The sequence below is a fragment of the Rossellomorea sp. FS2 genome, assembly GCF_047915635.1.
Taxonomy (GTDB): Bacteria; Bacillota; Bacilli; order Bacillales; family Bacillaceae_B; genus Rossellomorea; species Rossellomorea marisflavi_A.
The window spans coordinates 205,117-228,993 of the sequence record NZ_JBLRVS010000005.1; the positions used below are offsets into that span (position 1 = coordinate 205,117).

19 protein-coding genes and 1 tRNA gene are annotated in these 23,877 nt (G+C 46.8%); 17 read left to right on the top strand and 3 right to left on the bottom strand.

The genetic code is table 11. The features are described 5' to 3' along the window. Positions 1 to 4: 4 nt before the first annotated feature. The 8 genes from whiA to ACNA6I_RS17475 all read left to right on the top strand — a co-directional run bounded on the left by whiA (position 5) and on the right by ACNA6I_RS17475 (position 12,012). Entirely contained in the window at positions 5 to 952 is a 948-nt protein-coding gene (gene whiA, locus ACNA6I_RS17440; RefSeq protein WP_048006711.1) for a DNA-binding protein WhiA, read from the top strand. A gap of 27 nt (positions 953 to 979) precedes the next feature. Continuing rightward, complete coding sequence (locus ACNA6I_RS17445) at positions 980 to 1,237, top strand: HPr family phosphocarrier protein (protein ID WP_048006712.1); 258 nt, start codon at positions 980 to 982, stop codon at positions 1,235 to 1,237. Between the two features lie 302 nt (positions 1,238 to 1,539). After that, positions 1,540 to 3,123, top strand: coding sequence for a diguanylate cyclase (locus tag ACNA6I_RS17450; RefSeq protein WP_416313857.1), 1,584 nt, complete (start codon positions 1,540 to 1,542; stop codon positions 3,121 to 3,123). A gap of 5 nt (positions 3,124 to 3,128) precedes the next feature. Next, positions 3,129 to 4,169, top strand: a complete 1,041-nt coding sequence (locus ACNA6I_RS17455; protein ID WP_416313858.1) for a HEAT repeat domain-containing protein — start codon at positions 3,129 to 3,131, stop codon at positions 4,167 to 4,169. Continuing rightward, the gene (locus tag ACNA6I_RS17460) at positions 4,166 to 5,578 is read left to right on the top strand and encodes a glycosyltransferase family 2 protein (protein WP_048006715.1); all 1,413 of its coding nucleotides are present in this window, start codon (positions 4,166 to 4,168) and stop codon (positions 5,576 to 5,578) included. The genes ACNA6I_RS17455 and ACNA6I_RS17460 overlap by 4 nt, the downstream gene beginning before the upstream one ends. Beyond that, positions 5,575 to 8,790, top strand: a complete 3,216-nt coding sequence (locus ACNA6I_RS17465; RefSeq protein WP_416313859.1) for a hypothetical protein — start codon at positions 5,575 to 5,577, stop codon at positions 8,788 to 8,790. The genes ACNA6I_RS17460 and ACNA6I_RS17465 overlap by 4 nt, the downstream gene beginning before the upstream one ends. A 2-nt stretch (positions 8,791 to 8,792) precedes the next feature. Further along, complete coding sequence (locus ACNA6I_RS17470; RefSeq protein WP_317949425.1) at positions 8,793 to 9,158, top strand: response regulator transcription factor; 366 nt, start codon at positions 8,793 to 8,795, stop codon at positions 9,156 to 9,158. Continuing rightward, positions 9,151 to 12,012, top strand: coding sequence for an ATP-binding protein (locus tag ACNA6I_RS17475; RefSeq protein WP_416313860.1), 2,862 nt, complete (start codon positions 9,151 to 9,153; stop codon positions 12,010 to 12,012). The genes ACNA6I_RS17470 and ACNA6I_RS17475 overlap by 8 nt, the downstream gene beginning before the upstream one ends. Positions 12,013 to 12,141: 129 nt before the next feature. On the opposite strand, the gene ACNA6I_RS17480 is transcribed toward ACNA6I_RS17475, so the two are convergent. Then, positions 12,142 to 12,696, bottom strand: coding sequence for a GNAT family N-acetyltransferase (locus ACNA6I_RS17480; protein WP_416313861.1), 555 nt, complete (start codon positions 12,694 to 12,696; stop codon positions 12,142 to 12,144). Between the two features lie 849 nt (positions 12,697 to 13,545). Here ACNA6I_RS17480 and abc-f point away from each other — a divergent pair. From abc-f to ACNA6I_RS17495, 3 genes are read left to right on the top strand one after another with little or no spacing between them, the layout of a single operon-like run. Then, positions 13,546 to 15,177 carry a ribosomal protection-like ABC-F family protein gene (abc-f, locus tag ACNA6I_RS17485; protein ID WP_416313862.1) on the top strand — a complete coding sequence of 544 codons (1,632 nt, stop codon included), beginning with the start codon at positions 13,546 to 13,548 and terminating at the stop codon, positions 15,175 to 15,177. A 45-nt stretch (positions 15,178 to 15,222) separates the two neighbouring features. Continuing rightward, positions 15,223 to 15,804 (top strand): histidine phosphatase family protein, encoded by a 582-nt coding sequence (locus ACNA6I_RS17490; RefSeq protein WP_416313863.1) that lies wholly within the window; start codon positions 15,223 to 15,225, stop codon positions 15,802 to 15,804. Further along, the gene (locus tag ACNA6I_RS17495; protein ID WP_416313864.1) at positions 15,801 to 16,100 is read left to right on the top strand and encodes a hypothetical protein; all 300 of its coding nucleotides are present in this window, start codon (positions 15,801 to 15,803) and stop codon (positions 16,098 to 16,100) included. Before ACNA6I_RS17490 ends, ACNA6I_RS17495 begins: the two co-directional genes overlap by 4 nt. Positions 16,101 to 16,171: 71 nt before the next feature. Here ACNA6I_RS17495 and ACNA6I_RS17500 read toward each other — a convergent pair whose 3' ends face one another. Beyond that, on the bottom strand, positions 16,172 to 16,603 hold the full coding sequence (locus ACNA6I_RS17500) for an NUDIX hydrolase (RefSeq protein WP_416313865.1): 432 nt from the start codon (positions 16,601 to 16,603) through the stop codon (positions 16,172 to 16,174). 92 nt (positions 16,604 to 16,695) lie between these two features. Further along, positions 16,696 to 17,292, bottom strand: coding sequence for an ATP-dependent Clp endopeptidase proteolytic subunit ClpP (gene clpP, locus ACNA6I_RS17505; RefSeq protein ID WP_048006724.1), 597 nt, complete (start codon positions 17,290 to 17,292; stop codon positions 16,696 to 16,698). Positions 17,293 to 17,565: 273 nt separating this feature from the next. Between clpP and ACNA6I_RS17510 the strand changes: the two genes are divergently transcribed. From ACNA6I_RS17510 to ACNA6I_RS17535, 6 genes are all read left to right on the top strand, one after another. Next, complete coding sequence (locus ACNA6I_RS17510) at positions 17,566 to 18,324, top strand: MBL fold metallo-hydrolase (RefSeq protein ID WP_416313866.1); 759 nt, start codon at positions 17,566 to 17,568, stop codon at positions 18,322 to 18,324. A 134-nt stretch (positions 18,325 to 18,458) separates the two neighbouring features. Next, a tRNA-Arg gene (locus tag ACNA6I_RS17515) sits at positions 18,459 to 18,530 on the top strand. Between the two features lie 124 nt (positions 18,531 to 18,654). Next, the gene (locus ACNA6I_RS17520; protein ID WP_416313867.1) at positions 18,655 to 19,614 is read left to right on the top strand and encodes a tyrosine-type recombinase/integrase; all 960 of its coding nucleotides are present in this window, start codon (positions 18,655 to 18,657) and stop codon (positions 19,612 to 19,614) included. A gap of 309 nt (positions 19,615 to 19,923) precedes the next feature. Then, positions 19,924 to 20,565, top strand: coding sequence for a hypothetical protein (locus tag ACNA6I_RS17525; protein ID WP_416313868.1), 642 nt, complete (start codon positions 19,924 to 19,926; stop codon positions 20,563 to 20,565). An 85-nt stretch (positions 20,566 to 20,650) separates the two neighbouring features. Continuing rightward, positions 20,651 to 21,634 (top strand): hypothetical protein, encoded by a 984-nt coding sequence (locus tag ACNA6I_RS17530; RefSeq protein WP_416313869.1) that lies wholly within the window; start codon positions 20,651 to 20,653, stop codon positions 21,632 to 21,634. A gap of 306 nt (positions 21,635 to 21,940) precedes the next feature. Continuing rightward, the gene (locus tag ACNA6I_RS17535; protein ID WP_416313870.1) at positions 21,941 to 23,692 is read left to right on the top strand and encodes a hypothetical protein; all 1,752 of its coding nucleotides are present in this window, start codon (positions 21,941 to 21,943) and stop codon (positions 23,690 to 23,692) included. Positions 23,693 to 23,877 lie beyond the last annotated feature (185 nt).

The following is a 23,877-nucleotide window of genomic DNA, read 5'->3' on the forward strand; positions in this document are numbered from 1 at the left end:
GGGGATGTCGTTTGCGTCAGAAACGAAAAAGGAACTTACCAATATCGAGGTGAAGGATTGCTGTGCGAATGCCGAGCTTTCAGCACTGATCCGGATGAACGGATCACTGTCCTTTTCCAATCAGCAGCTTGTGGTGAACATCCAGACCGAGAATGCTGCCATCGCCAGAAGGATCTACACATTGATCAAAAAGGGATACGACACCCCCGTGGAACTCCTTGTCCGGAAGAAAATGAGGCTGAAGAAGAATAACGTCTACATCGTCCGGATCAAGGAAGACTCGAAGATGATCCTGGAGGATTTGAAGATACTCGGTGAGGGCTTCACCTTCATCCATAATATATCCGAAGACCTGATCAAGAAGAAGTGCTGTAAGCGTTCTTATCTGCGCGGGGCCTTCCTTGCAGGGGGATCCGTGAACAATCCGGAAACCTCGTCCTACCATCTAGAAATCTTCTCTCTTTACGCAGAACACAACGAAGCGTTGTCAGAGGTGATGAACTCATTCGGGCTCAACAGCAAGACCCTTGAGCGCAAGAAGGGCTTCATCACCTATCTGAAGGAAGCAGAGAAGATCACGGAGTTCCTGAATGTCATCGGGGCCCATAATGCCCTCATGAGATTCGAGGATGTCCGGATCGTCAGGGATATGAGGAATTCGGTCAACCGGCTTGTAAACTGTGAAACCGCCAATCTGAATAAGACCATCGGTGCAGCATTGAGACAGGTCGAGAACATCAAGTTCATCGAGAAGCACGTGGGGCTCCAGGTGCTCCCGGATAAGCTCCGGGAAATTGCCGAGCTGCGCGTGACGTATCAGGATGTGACCCTGAAGGAACTAGGTGAAATGGTATCCGGAGGGACAATCAGTAAATCAGGAATCAACCATCGCTTGCGCAAAATCGATCAGCTTGCTGAAAAAATCAGGGCGGGCGAGAAAATCCATTCGTAATCGACGACAAAGGGGAGAGAGTGTCCAATGGTAGAAAAACGCATAGAAGTGAAATTGAAAACCGGTCTTCAAGCAAGGCCCGCTGCACTATTCGTTCAGGAGGCAAATCGCTTCTCATCCGATATTTTTCTTGAGAAGGATGGGAAGAAAGTGAATGCCAAAAGCATCATGGGACTCATGAGCCTGGCTGTCGGCACCGGCGTTTCCGTCAACCTGATTGCGGATGGAAGCGATGAGGATGAGGCAGTGAAAGCACTTGAAGAATTTGTTTCGACCGAGGGGTAATGAAAATCGGCGTCCGTACCATAGGGCGCCGATTTTTTAATGGGTCAAACATCCTTATTTTTCTAAAAGAAGAGGAGACCCCTTAAAAATGTCTCATTTTACCCTGTTTCAGCCATTCTTTCATGGAAGAGGATTACGGAATTTGGTACATTGGGGAGTGAGAGGTTTTTTCTTACATATGAAGAAAAAATGCTTAATAAAGTATCTAGATAAGATGATTTGGCAGGAGTATAATTAGTTAGCTATGTTGACGGTCTACGGCTGAAAGATCAGCCGATCAATGAGAAAAGGAAGACGGGTATATGGATAAGTATACAAAGCATTTCTTTGAAAATATTCGCAAGAAGCTGTCGGAATGGGAAGCGGTAGAGAAGATTCCGCATGAAGAGGTCTATCGTTTCATCCATTCACTGGCGGGGTCTGCCTCTGTTTTGGGCTTGGATGCAATCGGTAAGAAGGCACGTATCATCATGGATGGGCTCAAGGAGAAGGATTCACGTATCTGGAGTATGTCCGAAATACGGGATGAACTCTTTGACATCATCGAAGCCTGCTATCTTCATGTAGAAGGAGAGATCCCCGATTTCTCCGGGAAGTACGAGCGTAGGGGAGAGGGGCCGGTTGTCCTCATCATGGATACGGATACCCAGTTTTTGATGGAGGCAAAAGAAAAAGGAGAAGCAGAGGGATGGCATGTGGTGCCTGTCGTCAGTACGGAAAAGGCGATTGGTCTCTACTATGATGTCCGCCCCGACTGCGCGATCCTCAATGTGGATATGGCGGATGATGAAGAGCTTGATTCCTTCAAGCAGAATCTGAAAAGCCACTATGTTCCTGCTGTGATGATGAGTGCCGATAGAAGCAAGGATGTACGGGTCAAGGCTTATAGGGTGGGGGCCGATGACTTCATGGCAAAGCCTGTGGATATGGATGAATTCCTTGTCAGGGTCGACCGTCAGCTTCAACGGAAGAAACACCTCGAAGCCCTCGTCCTCATTGACGAGCTCACCCATGTGTATAACCGGAAGTATCTTCAACAAGCGTATTCCAGACTGAAGGATCAAGGGGATCGTCAGCTATGCGTGGCGATCCTCGATATCGATCACTTCAAGAAGGTGAATGATACATATGGCCATCTAATCGGAGATCAAGTGCTTAGGGAGTTTGCCGGCTACCTTAAACAAAAGGTGGGGGCACAGGACATCATCTTCCGTTACGGTGGAGAAGAGTTCGTCATCCTGTTTCACGGAGCTTCCCTTCATGAAGCGGTGGCCAAATTGAATGTCCTCCGTGAAGATTTCAGCCTTCATACTTTCTTTGCCGGAGAGGCGTTCAGCTGTACGTTTTCAGCGGGAGTGGCCGAGATCACCGATCCCGGCCAACCGTTCGAACACTGGCTTGGTCTCGCTGATACGGCTCTGTATGAAGCGAAGGAAGGGGGGCGGAACCGGGTTAAATCCGAGGTCTTGAAGCTCGACCCTTCCCACGAGAAGATCATCAAGGTGGCCATCGTGGATGATGACCCCATCATCCGGACGGTGATGAGTGACATCGTGGAGAAGCTTCCGCAACAGGCGGGGGTGCGTTACGACGTCAACACATTCGATAACGGCGAATCCTTCCTCTATGATGAATGGCATGGCAGTGAACAGACCCTCGTCGTCCTAGATGGGGTGATGCCGAAGATGGATGGCCTGGAGGTACTGGAACACCTGCGACGCCGTCAGGATTCCGATCGCTACAAAGTAATCATGCTGACATCGAGAAGAAGCGAACGTGACATCTCGAGATCCCTGCAGCTTGGAGCCGATGATTACATCACCAAGCCCTTCAAGCTTCTTGAGCTCGAGGCGCGTTTGAATCAAATACTGAAAAGAATGAGGTAAGGCCATTGTTCAAAGATGAGCTGTTGTTTTTTGTCGTGATGCTCGGGATTTTCCTGATCATCTTATTCTCGATCTTTCTTTATCTCGTCATGAAAAAAATAAGAGAAACGAAGAAGCGTGAAAATATAGAGGCATATAAAGAGGAACTCCAGCTTCCTCTTTTCCATTTCCTCAGGGAAGGAGCGGAGGAAGTTGAAGTGGGAAGGGATCCCCTTCAAATCAGGGCATTGATCGAGCTGATGGCTGGTTTCTCCCAAACATTCTCAAGCGAAGATATCCTCATGAGGATCCGCCTTTTCGCAGAGGACCACTTTGACGGGGAGATCAAGAAGCATCTCCGTCACCGGCGGTGGAGTATGCGGATGAATGGTCTGTACTGGATCGAGGACTTCGGGATGCGCACCATGACAGTCGAACTCGACAGGGTCTATCAATCACGCAGACTGACCAAACAGGAAGAAATCCAGATTCTCAAAATCTACATCAAGAATGGATCATCCGATGTGATGAAAGCCCTTATGCATCCGAAGCATGAATTCACGGAATTTGAGTACAGCCTTCTGTTCCAAGCCCTTGGAAATGAAGATTTTGAGGGACTCATGGAGGTGGCAGGGGAGTTGCCGGAGGTCATGCATCATTCCCTCATTGATAGCATCGGCATGAGGCAGAATCCACGTTATGCAGGATTTTTGGAGGAGAAGCTCGGATCGGCATCTTCCGAGATACGGATCCGTGCCTTGAAAGCAATCGTGGCCATGGAGCATTATCCTCCGCCTGACCTACTTGCCGAACACCTGGAGTCAGAGTCTTGGCAGGAACGCCTCATGGCCATCAAGGTATGTGAATACGTACGGAATCCTGAATTGACAGGCCTTCTCATTGGCTTGATGAGGGATCCGTCCTTCTATGTGCGGTCGCAGGCGGCTCAGGCCATCATGCGTCTTGAGCGCGGGCAGGAGGTCCTGAGGGAGATTGCTGTATCGGAAGAAGATCTTTACGCCAGGGATATGGCGGAACAATGGTTGGAAAGGGGGAGGATCACATGAACATTTCAGACGCATGGGGAAACGTCCTGCTCGGCATCGGGTGGTTCGTTCTCATTTATATGATTCTCGTCATCTCTTTTTATACAATCCTGCTTGTGATCTCCATGTTCCAGCTGCGGAAATCGTATCAGCTTGACGACTGGGAGCCGTATGAAGAGCTCCTTCATCTTTCCCAGACGAAGCCGGTATCGATCCTGGTGCCCGCCTATAATGAATCCGTCGGGATCATGGCCACGGTCCGGTCCCTCCTGAGCATTGAGTATCCGGAATACGAAGTGATCATCGTGAACGACGGGTCGACGGATGATTCCCTTGAGAAGCTCATCGAGACGTTCCAGCTGGTGAAGATCAAGTGGGTCATCCGGCAGCAGCTCGAAACCCAGCCCGTCAAAGCGGTCTATCAATCGAAGCTGTATAAGAACCTCCTTGTCGTCGATAAAGCAAACGGAGGGAAGGCCGATGCCCTCAATGCAGGGATCAATGTGTCCAACTTCCCGTATTTCTGCTCCATCGACGGGGATTCGGTCTTAGAGCGTTCTGCCTTCCTGAAGGTCATGAAGCCCATCATTGAATCTGATGGAGACGTCATCGCCTCAGGTGGAAGCATACGGATCGCCAATGGATGTGACATCGAGAGCGGAGAGATCGTGAAGATCGGGTTATCCCGTTCTCCGCTTGTCGTCATGCAGGTAATCGAGTATTTGAGGGCGTTCCTGATGGGACGAATCGGACTCAGCCGGCACAATCTCCTCCTCATCGTATCCGGGGCCTTCGGCGTCTTCTCAAAAAGCTGGGTCATCCGGGCCGGGGGCTATGCCCATACGGTGGGGGAAGACATGGAACTCGTCGTGAGGCTCCATCGATTCGTGAAAGAAGAGAAGGCAGACAAACAAATCGTCTACGTCCCGGATCCCGTCAGCTGGACGGAAGCACCGGAATCCATGAAATACTTGCGGAGACAGCGGAGCAGATGGCACCGCGGACTGTTCGAGAGCCTTTGGATCCACAAAAAGCTCCTGTTCAATCCGAAATACGGCTCCATCGGCATGGTGTCCATGCCCTATTTCCTCATCATCGAGTTCCTCGGACCGGTCGTGGAGCTCACGGGCTATCTCATCATGATTGTCTCGCTGCTGTTCGGCGGCGTGTATCTGGAGTTTGCCATCCTATTATTCTTATTATCGATCTTCTACGGTTCGATCCTTTCCATGTCAGCTGTGCTACTGGAGGAATGGACGATCCGGAAGTATCCGAAGGCATCTGACATTACGAAACTATTCTTCTATTCCCTAACAGAGACCCTCTGGTATCGCCCATTGACCGTTCTGTGGCGCTGTGAAGGCATCATCGACTTCCTCCGCAAGAAGCGGGGCTGGGGTGAAATGGCGAGAAAAGGAGTATCCAAATGAACAAGTTGAAACGATATGGCTTCCTGATCTTCATCATAGGAATCGTCCTGCTCCTGACCTCCCCATTTTGGGTGTGGCAGTTGAAGGGGAAGAAGGATCTTGATCTGATGATCGTGGATAAGACCGTTCCCGATGAAAGCTACCGAGAGCATAAAGGCCTGATGTGGCTATTGAATCAGCAGAAATATAGGAAGAGCAACGGAGGTATTTATCAGGAAAATCAAGACTATGTCGGGTATGACCCTAAGGAAGAAAAGGGTTCATCCGTTCCGGAATCCGCTGAAGGCTATGATGCCGTCTACATCACCGATACATACGGGGTGTATGAAGAAGACCTGGATAGGGAAAATGTATCCGGTTCCCGCTCCTCCAAGGTGTATGGAGGGCTCGAGGAGGCAGAGATCGACTCTCTGAAGTCCATGGCCCTGAATGAAGGAAAGACCATCATCGCCGAGTTCAACTCCATGGCCGATCCCACAGATGAAAAGGCCAGGCGTAAATTCTACTCCCTCTTCAATCTTGAATGGTCTGGGTGGATCGGGCGTTATTTCCCCGACATGACAAGTGAAGAGGTCCCCGAGTGGGTCCGCAGCAACTATAAAGAGCAGTACGGGAAGGACTATGTGTTCAAAGGCGGTGGCTTCGTCCTTGTCGATCGGTCGGATCGCCTGATGATCTTGAACGGGGACGACATCACCGATAAAGGAGCCATCTTCTCCACCACCAAAAAGGGGGAAGGGGAATTCGGTGAAGACATGTCGGTTGCCTATTCCTACTGGTTCGATATCGTCGAAGCCATCAATCCGGACGAGGTGCTGGCCGAGTATTCCATGTCCCTTACCGACAAGGGAAAAGATAAGCTGAAGGGGATCAATCTGCCGACAAGCTTCCCGGCTGTGATCCACCAAGAGAACCGTCAATTCGAAACATACTACTTCAGCGGTGATTTCGCCGACCAGCCGGACGTACCGAATCTGTATCAGACATCAGGACTGCCGACATGGCGGAAGTGGACGGGGCGCTCGGGACCGGATGAAGAAACGGCATTCTACTGGAAGGCGTATGCCCCGATGATGGACACAATCCTCGATAGGATCCATCGCCAGAAGGATGAGCCCAAGGCGAAAGCGCAGAAAACGGAAGTCGTGGACGGCATCAAGCTTGCGGGCAAGGTGGGATCTGACTACGTTCAGATCAACCAGGACGGCAAGTGGAAGGATATGACCATCAAGGGCGTCAACATGGGGATTGCCAAGCCCGGACATTTCCCCGGCGAGACGGCCATCACCAAGGAAGAGTACCTGAGATGGTTCAAGCAGATCGGAGCCATGAATGCCAACTCCCTACGGGTCTATACGATCCATCCTCCGGAGTTCTATGAAGCCTTTTATGAATACAATCAGATGGCTGAAAAACCCCTCTACCTCTTCCACGGGGTATGGGTGAATGAAGAGATCTTCCTGAAGACGAAGGATGCCTTCGCCAAGGAAAACACCGAAGAATTCCAGGATGAAATCAAACGCACGGTCGATCTGATCCACGGGAATGCAGACATTCCCGATCGTCCTGGCCATGCTTCTGGTCAATACAAATATGATATTTCGCCTTACGTCCTCGGCTGGGTGTTCGGGGTCGAGTGGGATCCGGAAGTGGTCCTCTCGACGAACGAAAAACATAAGGGCATGAAGGATCTGAAGGGTGAGTATCTCTATACGGAAAAGGCCCAGCCATTTGAGGTATGGATCTCCACCATGATGGATGAAGCCGTATCGTATGAGACCTCCACCTATAAGTGGCAGCGCCCTGTCAGCTTCACCAACTGGGTGACCACGGATCTCCTCGACCATCCGTATGAACCTTCTGAGAAGGAAGACATGGTATCGGTGGACCCGAACGTCATCAAAGCAACGGATCAGCTGCATACGGGTTTGTTCGCATCGTATCATATTTATCCGTACTACCCGGACTTCCTCAACTATGAGCCGGCGTACATCAACTATCTCGATCACCGCGGCGAGAAAAACAACTATGCAGGCTATCTGAATGATATGAAGAAGCACCATACCATGCCGCTCGTCGTTGCCGAATTTGGTGTGCCGGGCTCCCGTGGCCTGACCCACCGGAATGTCGACGGACTTGATCAAGGGCATCATTCTGAAAAAGAGCAGGGTGAAATCGACCGCAGGCTCTTTGAAGATATCATTGCGGAGAACCTGGCCGGCGGAATGGTCTTCACCTGGCAGGATGAATGGTTCAAACGGACATGGAACACGATGGACTACGATGATCCGGACAGACGTCCGTTCTGGTCCAATGCCCAGACCAATGAGCAGCAGTTCGGCGTCCTGAGCTTTGATCCCGGCAAGAACCGAACCGACGTCCTACATGTCGATGGACGCAGAGAGGACTGGGCGTTCAAGGGCATTGAACCTGCATTCGAGGACGGTGACCACGCCCTCTACGTTTCCAGTGATGAACGATATGTATACGTGAGGGTCGATACGGATTCCGTGAAAGATAAAGATTCTTATCTTCTCTTTGATACGATCCCGGATCAAGGTCAATCGACCATCCCGGGGGTCGACGATGTGAAGACCAAAGGAGTGGATTTCGTCCTTCATATGAATGGGGATCAGAGCGCCCGACTCCTCGTCGACAGCTATTACGATAGCTACTACTATCACTACGGCAACCTCCTCGAGATGATCGACAAGGAGCCGTATGCTGGGAAGAAGGATAACGGCGTCTATCATCCAATCCGCCTGACCCTGAATAAGGAGCTGACGATCCAGGGCAAGACCCTGCCGTTTGAATCCTATGAAACGGGCAAGATGCAGTTCGGTACGGCTAACCCCGGGGATGAAGACTATGACTCCCTCACGGATATCAGCGTATCCCCTGAAGGCGATATGACCGAAATCCGCATCCCGTGGCAGCTCCTGAACATCAAGGATCCGAGCCTCAAGGATGCCATGGGGGATATGTGGAAGACGGGAATTGAAGGCAAGGAAAAATTCGATTCCATCAGTATCGGACTTTATGAAACAGACGGGAAGGCATCCTACGCTTATCCGGCATTGAAAGACGGCTTCATGGATCCGGCGGCATTTTACCGGTATTCATGGAAAGAGTGGGAAGAGCCGACCTTCCATGAAAGACTGAAAGATTCCTATTATATTCTGCAAGAAGCGTATGGAAAAGGAGGGAAATGAACATGGCGAAGATCTTGATTGCGGAAGACGAAGAAGTGCTGCGCATGCTCATGGTCGACACTCTTGAAGATGAAGGATATGACATCGACGAAGCGGCCGACGGCCAGGAAGCGATCGACCGAATCCTCGGCACCGACTACGACCTGATCGTCCTTGATTATATGATGCCCGCCTTTACGGGCCTCGAGGTCATCGATCAGGTGAGGAACCACCATGGAAAGAGCGATGTGAAGATCATGATGGTCTCAGCGAAGAATCAGCAGGCGGATAAGGACCTTGTCCTTGCCGCCGGTGCTGACTACTTCATGTCGAAACCTTACAGCCCGGTCGAACTCATGGAGAAGATCGGGGACATTCTGAATGGATAAACTCCTTGAATTTTACCATTCCAGCCTGAGACGGCGGATCATTGTCCTCATGACAGGATTCATCCTCGTGTTCCTGATAGGAGCAGGCTGTTTATACTGGTATGATCACAGACTTTCCGTAGAGTACGATGAGACGAAAGCCAAGCTCGATGATCGGAAGGAAGTCGCCCAGAAACTTGACCGACAGTTCAACCGGATCTTCTTTGAAGGGCGCGGGTATGTGGCGTTTAAACGACCTGAATTTAAGCAGAGCATTAGAAACCTCGAGAAGAAGTTGAAAGTCACCATACGGGAAATGAATAAGATTTCTGAGTCTGATGATGATCGCGCCTTCGCCTCCGAGGTAGAAGATTTCAATGAATACTATGTTGATATCGTTAACAATACAATTGAGCTCGTGGAAAATGGCGACGAACAGGGTGTCCAAGATAACTCTGCCAATGGTGGAACTGCTAAAGTAGAAGAATTTCTTGAAAAATTGGATGCCTATAATGACAACATCCAACAGTCCACTGATGAAGCTTATGAAGAACTCCGGGCCAAGGAAGCGACGAGTCAGACGATCTTCCTGGTCTTCGTCTTGCTCATGCTCCTTCTCCTCATGCGTATCATGCGCTCGATTGCCAAGCAGATCGGTCATCCCCTTGAAGAAGTGGCGTCCTCTGCCCAGCATATCGCCGAGACCGGTACGTATCAAAACTGGACGTTCAATAAGGATCGCCGCGATGAGATCGGCCAGCTTTCAAGTGCCTTCGAAAAAATGATCTTCACCGTCCAGGAAAAAGAAGATCATCTCGTCTCCCAGAATGAAGAACTCCAAGCCCAGCAGGATGAGCTCGAAGTCCAGCAGGAGGAATTGGAACGATTGCTTCATCTTGCGCGCGACAGGGGAGAGCAGCTTGAACGCCGGAACGAATTCATCAATGGGATATCGAACTCCCTCAATAAGAAAGAGGTACTGGAAAGCATCGTCAAGAGCATGTGTAGCATCATGGGCGCACCACGGGGGATGATCGTCCTCATGGATGACCAGGATACCCATGCTTCATTCGGGGTATCCAAGGAAGCCATCGGCCAGTTCCTTGCCCATATCCAGAATGGCCTTCATCAACGGTTATTCGAGACGAAGGAACCGTTTTGCGTAAAACGTGAGCTCGTCATGGCAGAAAAAGGCTATCATGAGGAAACCATGTATTCTTATGACCTGTTCATCCCAGTCCTGTCGGCTCAAGGAGAAGTGGAGGCCTTCATGGTGTTCAGTCGCTTCGGTGAAGGATTCACCGACAAGGAACAGCAGGAGTATAAAGGGTTTGCGAAGCAGATCTCCATTTCCTTGAGAAACATCCTTCTTTATGAAGATTCCGAACGGGTTCGTCATATGAACCAGGATATCCTGAACAATCTCCAGGAAGGGATCCAGCTCGTTGACCCGATGGGCGACAGCCTGCTGGTGAATACCAAGTTTGCGAGGATCATCGGAAGTGACATGGGAGCACTGAAGGATGCTCCATATTCGAAATGGGGCTGCAGCATTGTCACCCAGGTGGAGAACGGTGATGAACTGAAGGAATACTATCAAAATGTCATCCGCCGGCAGGAATCCGGCAGTAGTATGATCTACAGGCTTACAGAAGGAAACGATGTCTTCCAGGTGTACTCTACTTCCCTTTATCACGAAGATGAGCATATAGGTACCATCTTCGTACACCGCGATATCACGAAAGAATACGAAGTCGATCAGATGAAATCTGAATTCGTGAGTACCGTAAGCCATGAGCTGAGGACGCCACTTGCAAGTGTTCTGGGATTCACGGAGCTTATGCTTACTCGGGATCTGAAGCCGGAGCGGACGAAGAAGTATCTGACCACAATCTACAAAGAAGCCCAGCGTCTCACGTCCTTGATCAACGATTTCCTCGACGTGCAACGGATGGAATCCGGGAAACAGACATTTGAGAAGAAGTATGAAGACGTCCTGGATATCGTCCGGAATATCGTGGATCTCACGAAGGTGAGTTCACCCCATCATACCTTCACGATCGGAAGGGAAACGGATTGCACCGTCGTCCTCGGAGACGGGGATAAACTCACGCAGGCGTTCACGAACCTCATCAGCAATGCGGTGAAATACTCACCGGATGGAGGGGACGTCACGATCCTCATGAAGGAAAAAGAAGACCGCATCTCCATCGAGATCCGCGATGAAGGACTGGGCATCCCGGAAGAGGCAATCGGTAAGCTCTTCACGAAATTCTACCGGATCGACAATTCAGACCGGCGGAAGATCGGAGGCACGGGCCTCGGCCTTACCATCGTCAAGGAAATCATCGAGGCCCACGGCGGGTCTGTGACCGTGTCGTCTGAACTCGGAAAAGGAAGCACCTTCACGGTCACCCTCCCGGTCATCACCCTTGATACGTTCAAGGAGGAAGAACAGGGGAACGGCCACAACATCCTTGTGATCGAAGACGATATGAGCCTTGCATCCCTTCTCGCCACAGAGCTTTCCGAGAGCGGCTTCCAGGTGGATCACACGACGAATGGCTCAAGTGCCATCGAGCGTCTGAAGCGGACGAAACCCGATGCCATCGTCCTGGATATCATGCTTGGGGGTAAACTGAATGGATGGGATGTGCTTGAGGAAATCAAGAAGGAAGAGAGCCTGACCGGCATACCAATCATCATCTCCTCCGCCCTTGATGAGAAAGAAAAGGGGTTGACCCTTGGGGCAAGCGACTACCTGATGAAACCCTATCATCCAAGCAAACTATCAAAAACCATTCTTCACCTTCTATTGAAAAAAGGGACAAAAGGAGATATCCTTGTCCCGACAGAAGACCGAACGATCGAATGACACGAAGGGGCGGTTCCCGTACTTCCATCAGGAAGCATGGAAACCGTCCCTTTTTGCTTTCATGTGGCGCATGGGTGACGCATGGGGACGGTTCCTGTGCGCCAAAAAGTAGCCCCCGAACGTTTCCCTCTATTCGCTAGTTGCTCTCCACTCTTTTGCAAGTAGGCTGTAGGTGACGATGTCGTTGTAGTGGCCGTTGATAAATTCTGCGTCGCGGGAGATGCCTTCCTGCTTGAATCCGAGACGTTCGGGGATATGGCGGCTTCTCTTGTTGCCTTCTGCGCACTGGATGTCGACTTTGTTCAGGTTGAGGTCGTCGAATGCGTGCTGGAGAATGGCGGTGACGCAGGCCTGCATGATTCCGTTGCCTTGGGCTTCTTCTGATAGGTAGTAGCCGATGCTGGTGCTTCGGGTTTTCCAGTTGATGAAGTGGAGGTTGATCATCCCGACGAGTTTGCCGTGGTGGCGGATGCCGGCGGTGAATCCGTCGTTGGCGGCGAGTTGTTGGAGCCAGGCGGGGATGATAGAGTCGCGGTAGATGTCGGGTGATTGGACGCCGTCTACCCAGCCGAGCCAGTGTTTGAGGTGGTGGCGGTTGGTGTCGACGAGGGTGTAGATTTCTTGGGCGTGGTGGGGTTGGAGAAGGGCTAGTGTTAGGTTTGGTTGGACTTGGAATGTGAACATGGTGGTGGTCTCCTTTGGTAGTGGTTTGTGTAGTTGGTTATTGGTTCGTTCCGTTTCGCTGCGGCCGGCCGCTTTCCATGGGGCGTGCGGTGAGCCGCTTCGGCAAGCCTGCAGGGTCTCACCCTGCCCGCTTTTCCCATAGGAGTCGGCCGTCCTCCGCTGCACTTCACTTTGTGGTGTGTACAAGTGTAGTAAGTTAAATCCACACCTCTCACCCCTTTTTTATGGGAGTGAAGAAGGGAAGGGTTCGTTTCGTTCCGCTGCGGAGGGCCGCTTTCCATGGGGCGTGCGGTGAGCCGCTTCGGCAAGCCTGCAGGGTCTCACCCTGCCCGCTTTTCCCATAGGAGTCGGCCGGCCTCCGCTTCACTTCACTTTGTGGTATGTACGAGTGTTGTAGGTTAAATCACACCTCTCACCCCCTTTTTTATGGGAGTGAAGAAGGGAAGGGTCCGTTTCGTTCCCGCTGCACTTTATGGTGTGTACGAGTGTAGTAGGTTAAAATTCAAACGCATCCCTTCCTTTTGGCTGGGTACAGGTATTATAGCTCGCATTCTTGTATTTTCCAATACTTATTTTTCCATGGGTAAGGATTGATTTATGGGGGTGTGGGTGGTACGATTAGACTAATGTTAAGGGAAAGGGATGATGGGTGAACGATGGATAACTAATCTTGGTAGGTAGAATTTGAAATTGAATGAATTTCGAATGATATTTAGTAGGATTAGTCTGCCCATTTTTCCCATAGGTCCCATTTCCGTCGGGCTTATTTGTGTATGGTACTTTGCGGCTAATCCTTCCAGAAATCGTGGGAGGATTTTTTGTGTTCTCCCGGAATGAGGAGAGGATTGTATGCAGGAATTAATGAAAATCGATTCAGTGAATATTGAAATAGAAGGAACGCTTTTGTTGGAACAGGTGAAGGCAGGGGTGAGAAGAGGGGAGGTGATCGGTCTCATCGGAAATAATGGGGCCGGTAAATCGACTCTTCTGAAGCTGTTGAACGGTGACATTGCACCGTCGTCAGGCAGCATCACACCGCTGATTCAAGGGTTGAAGACCGTGATGGTAGAGCAGGAAGCCATGGATCATTCAAGGGAAGCGTTGTCCCCTGGGGAAACAGCGCTCCTTCAGAAATGGGATGTGCCGGATGGAGAGTATGAACAGCTGAGCGGTGGTGAGAAGCTGAAGGTGAGACTCGCACGCGGAATCGCTCAGAATGCACATTTGCTGCTTCTAGATGAACCGACCAACCATCTCGATGAAGAAGGGATCGGATTCCTGATCAATGAGCTGAAGGGATATCGCGGGACCGTCATCCTGGTCTCCCACGACCGGGCGTTCCTTGATGAGGTGGCCGATGTGATCTGGTCCATCGAGAACAAGACGATCGTGACATATGAGGGGAACTACTCGGCATACGTGAAGATCGTCGAGCAGCGCAGGCTCACCCAGCAGCGGGCATATGAGAAGCAGCAGAAGCTCATCGAACGGATCGAGGGACAGATCCAGGACCTTACTTCCTGGTCAGGAAAAGCCCATGCCCAGTCGACAAAGCAGGAATTTCCGAAGGAGTTCTACCGTTCGAAGGCCAAACGGATGGACGCCCAGGTGAAATCGAAGAGGAAGCGGCTTGAGAAAGAAATCGAGCGGATCAATGCCGAGCCTGTCGAGGTGGAGGAAAAGAAACACCTCTCCGTCCGTGCGGGCAGAAAGGCCGGCAAACGTCTCCTTGAAGTGAAGGATCTTGGTAAAGCCCATGGAAGCAAGGTGCTTTTCCGCGGTGCCTCCTTCACGATCCAAAACGGAGAGCGGGTGGCGGTGACCGGTGCCAACGGGAGCGGGAAGACGACGTTCCTCAATATGATCATGGGAAAAGAAACGCCTGATGAAGGGGAGATGTGGCTTTCACCTTCCGCGAAGATCGGCTACCTCACCCAGGAGGTCTTCGACTTACCCCTAGATGAGACACCGGAGAATCTTTTTTACAGGGAGACGTTTCACGACCGGGGGCAGGTGAGGAACCTCATGACCTATCTCGGATTCGACAAAAGCCAGTGGGAGGAGCCGATCCGCCATATGAGCATGGGAGAGCGGGTGAAGTGCAAGCTCATCAAATATATCCTCGAGGACCGGGACGTGCTGATTCTCGATGAACCGACCAATCACTTGGACCTCCTGAGCCGCGAGCAGCTGGAACATACCCTGGCAGCCTACGATGGCACCCTCATCGTCGTTTCCCACGATCGCTACTTTTTAGAAAAGACGACATCGGCTGAGATTGCGATTGAGAACGGTAAAATGGTGAGGAAATGGGAACAGGCAGAGCCTTCAAAGGACGAACGGGAAGAGCTCAAGATGCAGCTTGAGACCGAGCGCCAGGAGGTCCTCGGGAAGCTGAGCTTCCTGACCCCTACCCAAAAGGAATACGCCGAGCTTGATGCGAGGTTCAATGAACTGACGAAACGAATCAGGGACATGTAGGAAAAATATGCTAGGATAGAAGAAAAGCAAGCAGGGGAGAATTCAATGAAAACTGTAATCTATTTCGTCAGACATGCCCATTCCACCTATACACCGGAGGAGCTCACCAGGCCCCTGTCGGAGAAAGGGATGAGGGATGCCAGGCGTGTGACCAGGATATTTGAATCCGAAAACCTCGACCATGTGGTATCCAGCCCGTTCTTGCGTGCGGTGCAGACGGTGGAGGGCACAGCGGCATCCTTGAATCAAGACGTGATCCTGATAGACGGATTTAGGGAACGGCTTCTATCTTCGGAGCCCTTAGACGATTTTCAAGGAGCCATCCGCAAGGTGTGGGAAGAGCCTTCATTCCACTGGGAAGGCGGAGAATCGAATGTGGATGCTCAGAAGCGCGGCGTCGCAGCCATGCTTGAACTTCTAAAAGAATATGAAGGGAATCACGTGGCCGTCGGGACCCACGGGAATATCATGGTGCTCATCATGAATCACTTTGACCCCAAGTATGGATTGGCGTTTTGGGAGAACCTCGATATGCCCGATGTGTACCGGCTGACCTTTGAGGGTGTCGATCTGGTGGAAGTGTCGCGGTTGTGGGAACCCCGTTCAGAAAGAGAGAAGAGGCCATGATAAGCAGGGCCGATCAGGAGGCGTCCCTGGACTCCCTGGAATCGACCTACCGCAAGCTCTCGAACGCCTATGAAAGCATGGAGGTGAAAGGAGCGAACACCACCCTGGTGAAAAAGAGGCTCGATGCTATTAAGGCAGGTATCGACAGCCTGAGAAGCGATTGGTACGGTACCGGTTTTTCATATGAAAGAGACGTCATCGCTACTTCTCAACAAACGCTGGAAGACATCCTTCCTTCGATTCATAAACAGATAGTGAAGGCCAAAGATGGAAGCCCCCAGCTGACATTGAATTAACGGAGACTGACCGCACTGAATCTGGCCATCGAATCGTTGAAGAACCGCCTTGGTTGAGGCGGTTCTTTGCTTTATTTCGAATTATTCATGAAAGAAAGGGTCTTCTCGAATAAAAGCGGTTGAACATCGGGGTAGGTCAAGGGATGGAGTTGAGTGTCAAAATACCTTATCTCTCCGATCTCAGATGGTGGTTTTGAACCAATCTCTTTCACCACTGCGTAGAACAGTCTGCCACTTCTGGTTCCGATAGAGTAGTCACAAATCGGAGCGAATGTGGCACTCTGGCATCCGGTTTCTTCAAACAGCTCTCTCTTGGCCGTTTCCTCAATCGTTTCACCCGGCTCCCTGTGCCCTCCTGGGATTTCCCAGGTTTCTCGTGAAGTATGCCTCACAAAAATCCATTGCCCCTGAAAATCAACGCTGATCACGGCGAAATCAAAAGCCTTCTCTTCCGTTACATCAAGTTCGTGAAATACAATATCCATCATCCACCTCTTAGCCATAAATAATATCTATATTCTACTGTTAAATCCTTTTATTGTAAATTAGAACAAAAACCCCCCTTGCACTCATGCAAGGGGGGTTCATTCAAGACTTATTTAGTTTCTGCGTCGTTGCGAGTGATGATACGGTCGATCAGACCATATTCCAAAGCGCGGTCCGCAGTCATGAAGTTGTCGCGGTCCGTGTCTTTAGAAATCACGTCAAGTGGTTGACCAGTGCGGTCAGCAAGGATTTGGTTCAATTTCTCGCGAAGGAAGAGAATGCGTTTAGCTGCAATTTCGATTTCCGTCGCTTGACCTTGAGCTCCTCCAAGTGGTTGGTGAATCATCACTTCTGCGTTTGGAAGGGCAAGACGTTTGCCTTTTGCTCCGGCAGCTAGAAGGAATGCACCCATGGAAGCGGCCATACCGATGCAGATCGTTTGAACATCAGGTTTGATGTACTGGATCGTATCGTAGATCGCCATACCGGCTGTGATGCTTCCGCCTGGTGAGTTGATGTAGATGGAGATGTCTTTCTCCGGATTTTCAGACTCTAGGAATAGAAGCTGGGATACGATTGAGTTTGCCACATTATCATCGATGGCGCTCCCAAGCATGATCACACGGTCCTTCAATAGACGGGAATAGATGTCATACGCACGTTCACCGCGGTTTGTTTGTTCAATAACTGTAGGAATTAAGTTCATCCTCGTTCCTCCTTAAATGCATCTGTGTATTTTTGAATCATTTCATATTCACTTTGTACTGTTATCATACACTGTTGGTCAATAAAGGTCAAACCTAATGCTTCCTTTATTAACCTGTATGTAAATCCTTTCTACATCATACCCACTCATCCCTTTTTTAAACGGTACAAAAGGCGAAAGTTTCGTGATTGCTCCCCCTTGCCAACGGGTAAAATGAGAAGTGCACCCCTCTATGGGAATCAGATCAGAAATAGAACAAAAGGAGCCGATACTATGAACCTACAACTCATCAGAAACGCGACCCTGATCATTGACTATGCAGGCACGAGATTCCTCATTGACCCCATGCTCGCACCGAAAGGGACCTATCCTCCCTTCACACCGTCCAAACGGGATGACATCCAGAATCCCATCGTCGATCTGCCGGAATCCGTTGACGCCATACTGGAGGGGATCGACGCCGTGATCCTCACCCATCTTCACCTGGATCACTTCGATGACAAGGCAAAAGAAGTACTCCCTAAATCCATCAATCTATATGTACAGAACGAAGCCGATGCCGGAGAAGTCCAAAAAGCAGGCTTCACAAATGTGCATGTGCTAAATAACGAGCAGTTCAACGGCATCCAGCTCATCAAAACCAAAGGCAAGCACGGAAGGGGAGAGATCCTCAAGCGCACCGGGACCGTCAGCGGCATCGCCTTCAAACATGAGAACGAGAAAACCCTCTACGTTGCCGGCGATACCGTATGGAATGAAGAGGTGGAAGAAGAAATCCTCACCCACCATCCGGACATCATCGTCGTCAACGCAGGGGACAACCAGTTCCTCGAAGGAGGATCCATCGTCATGGGCAAAGAAGACGTCCTTCAGACAGCGAGCGCAGCACCCGAAGCCACCATCGTCTCCACCCATATGGAAGCCGTCAACCACGGCACGCTTTCAAGGGAAGAACTTAAGAACACCGCCACAGAGAAAGGACTCCAATCCCGCATCCTGGTGCCGGAAGACGGAGAGTCCTATACGTTCTAAATCATATTAAAAGCCAAGATCCTTCCTAAGGAATCTTGGCTTTTTCATAAGGTATTAAGATGAGAAGCCAAAAACATCTTGCATTGGAGACTTTTCTCTATTATAATTAGTTCTCGTGACAGTAACTAAAACATGCCCTCGTGGTGCAACGGATAGCACGTAAGATTCCGGTTCTTAAAATGGGGGTTCGATTCCCTCCGAGGGCGTACCAGAGACCTTGTGTTTGTTGAGATTATCAGCAGGCACAGGGTCTTTTTTATTTTTCCTGTTTTGGGTGCTTTTCAAATGTTTATACCACGCAATGAATAACACGCAATGGGAGGAATAAACATGGCAAGAAGAAAAGCAGCGACTAGCACCAAGGTATTAAATAAGTTAACTCTAAAGAAAGAAAAGGTAGTTTCTGATTTTGAAACGGCTTCTAAAGAATTTTTAAGACATTGCACTATAAAGGGACTTTCACCAGATACAGTTAAGTTCTACGATAAAGAACTAAAAGGACTTCTTAGAGCGTTTCATGAATTAGAAGTCTCATTGGATGAGGTTCGAACCATTAAGGCAGAAGATATTGAGAAATGGATTGAATATATGCTTAAGGATAACAGAGCCATTTCTTCAATAAACGCTCGAATGAGAGCTGGTAGGACATTCTTTAATTTTTGCTTGAAAAAGAATTATGTTGGTATTAACCCGTTTGAAGGTATTTCTCAACTTAAAAAGCGCCATACTGTTGGTTCAACCTTCACAAAAAAGCAATTAGAGCAGTTGTTAAGCGCTCCAGATATTACACAGTTTGTTGGTCTAAGAGACCTTGCCATTATGTTGACTTTTGCCCATGTAGGTCTTCGTTTAAAGGAGCTATGTTCTCTAAAGATTCAAGACGTAAGGTTTGATGGTTATGGAGAAGTGATTATTCAACAGGCAAAGAATCGGTACGCAAGGCGTATACCAATGACAAAGCGTCTGAAAACAGTTTTGAAAGCTTATTGTGAAGAAAGGGGTATTCTTGATACAGATGCTTTATTTGTGAGTGTCGAGAATGCCCCAATTAACCCTCGAACGGTTCAAGAAAGGTTAAAGCACCATGGGGTTAATTCAAGCGTTGAGAAGGATGTTTCAGTGAGTCCACACGCTTTCCGAAGGACATTCTGTAGACTGAAAGTAGAAGCGGGGGTAAATTTATTCGTCTTGCAAAGGCTAACTGGTCATAGCGACCTTGAAATGCTCCAACGGTATGTTCAGATTTATGGGAAAGACCTTGAACAAGCAATTGAGAAGGGTTTCGATTAAAAATAAGAGAATGTGTTTTACTTAATGATTGAGTAAATATATAAAACAAGTTATTTTCTCTGTGTAAATGATAGAAGCAGTCAGAGGACTGCTTCTAAATAAAGGATTACAAAAAAAATAGAAAATGCGCCGCAAATTATTATTTTAATATATTTTTTTATCGTTATATTCTATTCTCTTTAACAGGCGATAAATTAGATGAAAATCCTGATATTGCAATACTTTTGTTTAAATATTCTGAACATTAACTTTACATTCCATCATTTTCTCTATATAATAAAATTGTTTCAAAACAGGGGAGGTAGATACGTGTTTATAGCATATACAGATGCTTCAATTAAAGAGGAGAAAGCATATTTAGCATTCTTGATTATCTTCGAAGATAAAAGTATGGTACGCAGAAGAATAATCGTAAACCAGACAGATAGCAACATTGCCGAAGCTTTGGCAATAAACGAGCTGCTATCATTTCTCCGTTACTATAAATTCACCAACGGATTAATTTTATTCGACGCAAATGGGGTGAAAAAACAGCTAAAGTGGAAATATAGGCAGATACATAAGTATATACATAAAAACACTTATAAAGAGCTTAGAAAACTTAATGTGAGGACTCAATTAATTAATAGAAAATTGAATCTTTCGCATAAAATCTGTCAACATGATAAATATCTTCAATCACATCCTATATCTAAAATTAATCGTAAGTGCTATCTAAGTGCTGAAAAATCTCCGGAATTGTATATGCAACCGTCAGTACTCAAGGAATACAGGGAGATTTACAATAAACATTTTGTTACCTTTCACGAAGCACAGATGAATCTAAATAATATAATATGTCTTGCAGACCTTGTTGAGGATACTGAGGGTACAAAAGTCTATGCAATAAGTAATAGAAGAATAAAAGTTACGAATGATACTGTAGTAAAGCTATGGAAAGTTAATCATTAGAGATGGAATAATACGCTATTTCGTATCAGAGGTAAAGATTGAGACGGAGAAGTATAACGAGATATCTAGAGAAAGGAGAACTTGAATGTTTGGTTGGAGGAAAAGAGATATTGATAGGCTTAATAAGATTAATATATCTAAAGTGGAATTAGAATTAACACACTCCAGAGATGAAGTGCAAAATTTAGAAAAGCTTTTGCACCAACAAGTCAAAGAATTTATAGAACAGAAAACTAAAGTGGAATTAGAATTAACACATTCCAGAGATAGAATACGAAGTTTGGAAGCGCTCTCTGTAGAACATTCTAAAGATTTAAGTGAACATAAAAGAAAATTAGATTCAATAGGTCAAATTTTGTGTGATATAAGTAACGAAGTAAAAAAAGATGTAACATCCAGTAAAACCGAAACGACTATAGGTGAAGAGCTTGAAGAAATCGATAAGGAAAATAGAGAAATAACAATCCAGGTGTTAAAGCTGGAAACAATCGAACTTAAGAAGAGGCTACTCAACTATGTTGAAGAAAGGCAACAACCATTAGACCACTTCGAATTCGCTCTTACAAACTATAAGAATAGAGATTTTACAAAAAAAGCACCTAAGATATGGGGGTATAATAGATATGATGTTGAAAAACACTTGCCGAGAAGTGTAAAAAATAATAAAAATTGTTTAGTATGGGCAAGAATTCAAAAGGAATTTGGTTATGGGTGTGCAATTACAGGAGTTAATCATTATGATTTTGAACATTTTATTCCAATCCATACAGGGCATGGTGGAGCTTATGAGGGTAATATAATTCCTATGAAATGGCAACTTAACAGTTCGAAGCGTAATAAAAATCCATTTCATTGGTTCAGGGAAATGCAAATAAAAGACCCCAGTTTGTCCCTTAAACGTTGGAACAACCTTATAGAATATTTAGCAGCAAAAAACGATTTAAGTGTAGAAGAATACTTTGAATTTGTAAACTGGTGTTTTACTAATCCAAGAACTGCAGCGCAATTAGAATTAATAAATTCCCCGTCAATTGAACTTTGGAGAGATTCTAAGACTATAATTAAATAGTAGTGAAAATAAGACACTGTTTTGCTCCCCATATAATTAAAGGTTGCCGTCTTGTTATAAATGTTTTCAGGAGGAGAGTTGAATGTTAAAGTTCGACTTTCCCATTCTTAAGATTAAGAGCCAACACTAATTATCTAAATTGTTGGCTGTAAAACGTGAAATGAATAAGCGTTTAGCTGACATTTAACGTTTGATAACTTAATTAAGGTAAGTCTTGTTATACAGTTCAGGTAACAGAGCTTCATTATTTAGAATTGTGGTTTAAACTTAATTATTATGGGACTAAATAGAAAAGGATGTACACACTTGGATATAACATTATTAGATGAAATGAAAGAACGACTTGGGAATGCGGTGAAAAATGGAACAAATGATGCTGATAGATTTCATGTCTTTGCATGGGAAGCGGGTCTAGGCAAGAGTACACATGTAAATGATTCCGTTGTTGCGTACTTTAATGAATTAGCATTTAAAGGTAATCCCAAGAAGTTTCTTATTGTTAAGAAATTTAAAACTGATGTTTACGAGACGGTTGAGCAACTGAATCAAGGTGGAGTTTTGGAGATGTATGGGGATTACTCTGTCATAGGCTTAACTTCGGAAAATGTAGCGAAATACAGTGTTGATAAAATTAAAAACTGTATGGTCTTGGTGATAACACATCAAAGATACATAGAAGCCTGTGATAGAGAATTATTTCATGCATTTGGTGATAGAGACACATTAATAATTGATGAACAAGTACAGTTTCCTATAACGAAGTTTGGGCGTTCAGAATACAATGGTATGAGAAAAGATATTCATTTATATGAAGGGCAAGTATTATTTGATAAGTGTTTCTTACCGTTGTTAAAGAGATTAGATGAAATTTATAAAGAAAGAGGCTACAACAATATAGTTACATTTCAAGATGCCTTTGATAAGGATGCATTAAAGGAGTTCAAGAATTGGGTGAAAGATAATTGCAAGGGCGAGAAAAGGCAGCGGAGATATAAGGAAATAATACAGTCGTTGGAATTGTTACAAGCAGATTTTAGCGAAGGACTAATCCATAATGATGCTTTGTATTTAATCGATAAATCTATACAATTCCGCAAATTGAAAGACAATATTATTCTGGACGCAAGTGCCGATATTACCCCCTTATATCAAATAGAAGAGCAGTTTATAGTTGTTGAAAATAGGCTTTGTATCAATCATTCTAAATCAAACGTAGGTTATCTTAAGGTTAATACGAGTAAGAGCAGTTTAAAGAAGAATCTCGAAGGTATTATTAGGGACGTACAGCATAGATTGAAAAATATTAAAGACAAGAAGAAAGTATTACTTGTATGTCATAAAGAAAATTCTACAGAATTACTTGTGGGCATTAAAAAAGTTTTTGGAGATAATGTTTATATCCCTAAAGGAGAAGAGGATATTGAAGCTACACAATCATATGCAGCAGTAGATTGGTATGGCAATATTGTCGGTAAAAATACTTACAAAGATTATGATATATGTTTGATAATAGGCACTCATAATATGCCATTACCTGTCTATTTACTACAGTTTGTACAATACAGTCCGAATTTAAATGTAAGTAGATTTCCTCAAAAGATGGAATTGAAATCTGGGAAATTTGAAAATGAAACGTTGGAGGCGTTTAGAAAGGCTTTTTTAGCTGCTGATTTCTATCAAGCTGCTAGGAGGGTACAACGTAACCAAGAACCTAAGGCATCATATCTATTGTATACATTTGATGAAGATGTTGTTCAGACATTTGTTAAAAAGTTTAACCAATTGACTGATGTATTTGCTCTAAACAACGATAATCTAGTGAATGCCCCATTATCTACAAAGGATGAAAAAGTCATACGAATTTTGGAATATATTCGGGATAAGTGTGGAGTAGGTGAGGTGGTATCAAAAAAGAATATTTCGGAAGCGTTGGATATAGAGAGTAGTAACATCTCAAGATATTTAAAACATAAGCTAATATCTAACTGTGTTGAACAGGGACATATTGAAATAAGAAATAAAGTTGTTGTGAAAAATACTGTTTTCACACTAGAATAACATCTCGTCAATCGCCCTATATAAAGAATAAGTTGACGAGAAGAGATTGGGCTTGAAAAAAGAATGATTTAAGAGTGTTGACTTTGGCACTAGACTAATCGTAGCGTAGCGGAGATTAGGGTATGCAAAGTTAACACATCGGGGAGGAATGAGTGAGGAACGAACGAATGACGGGCTGATAAGCC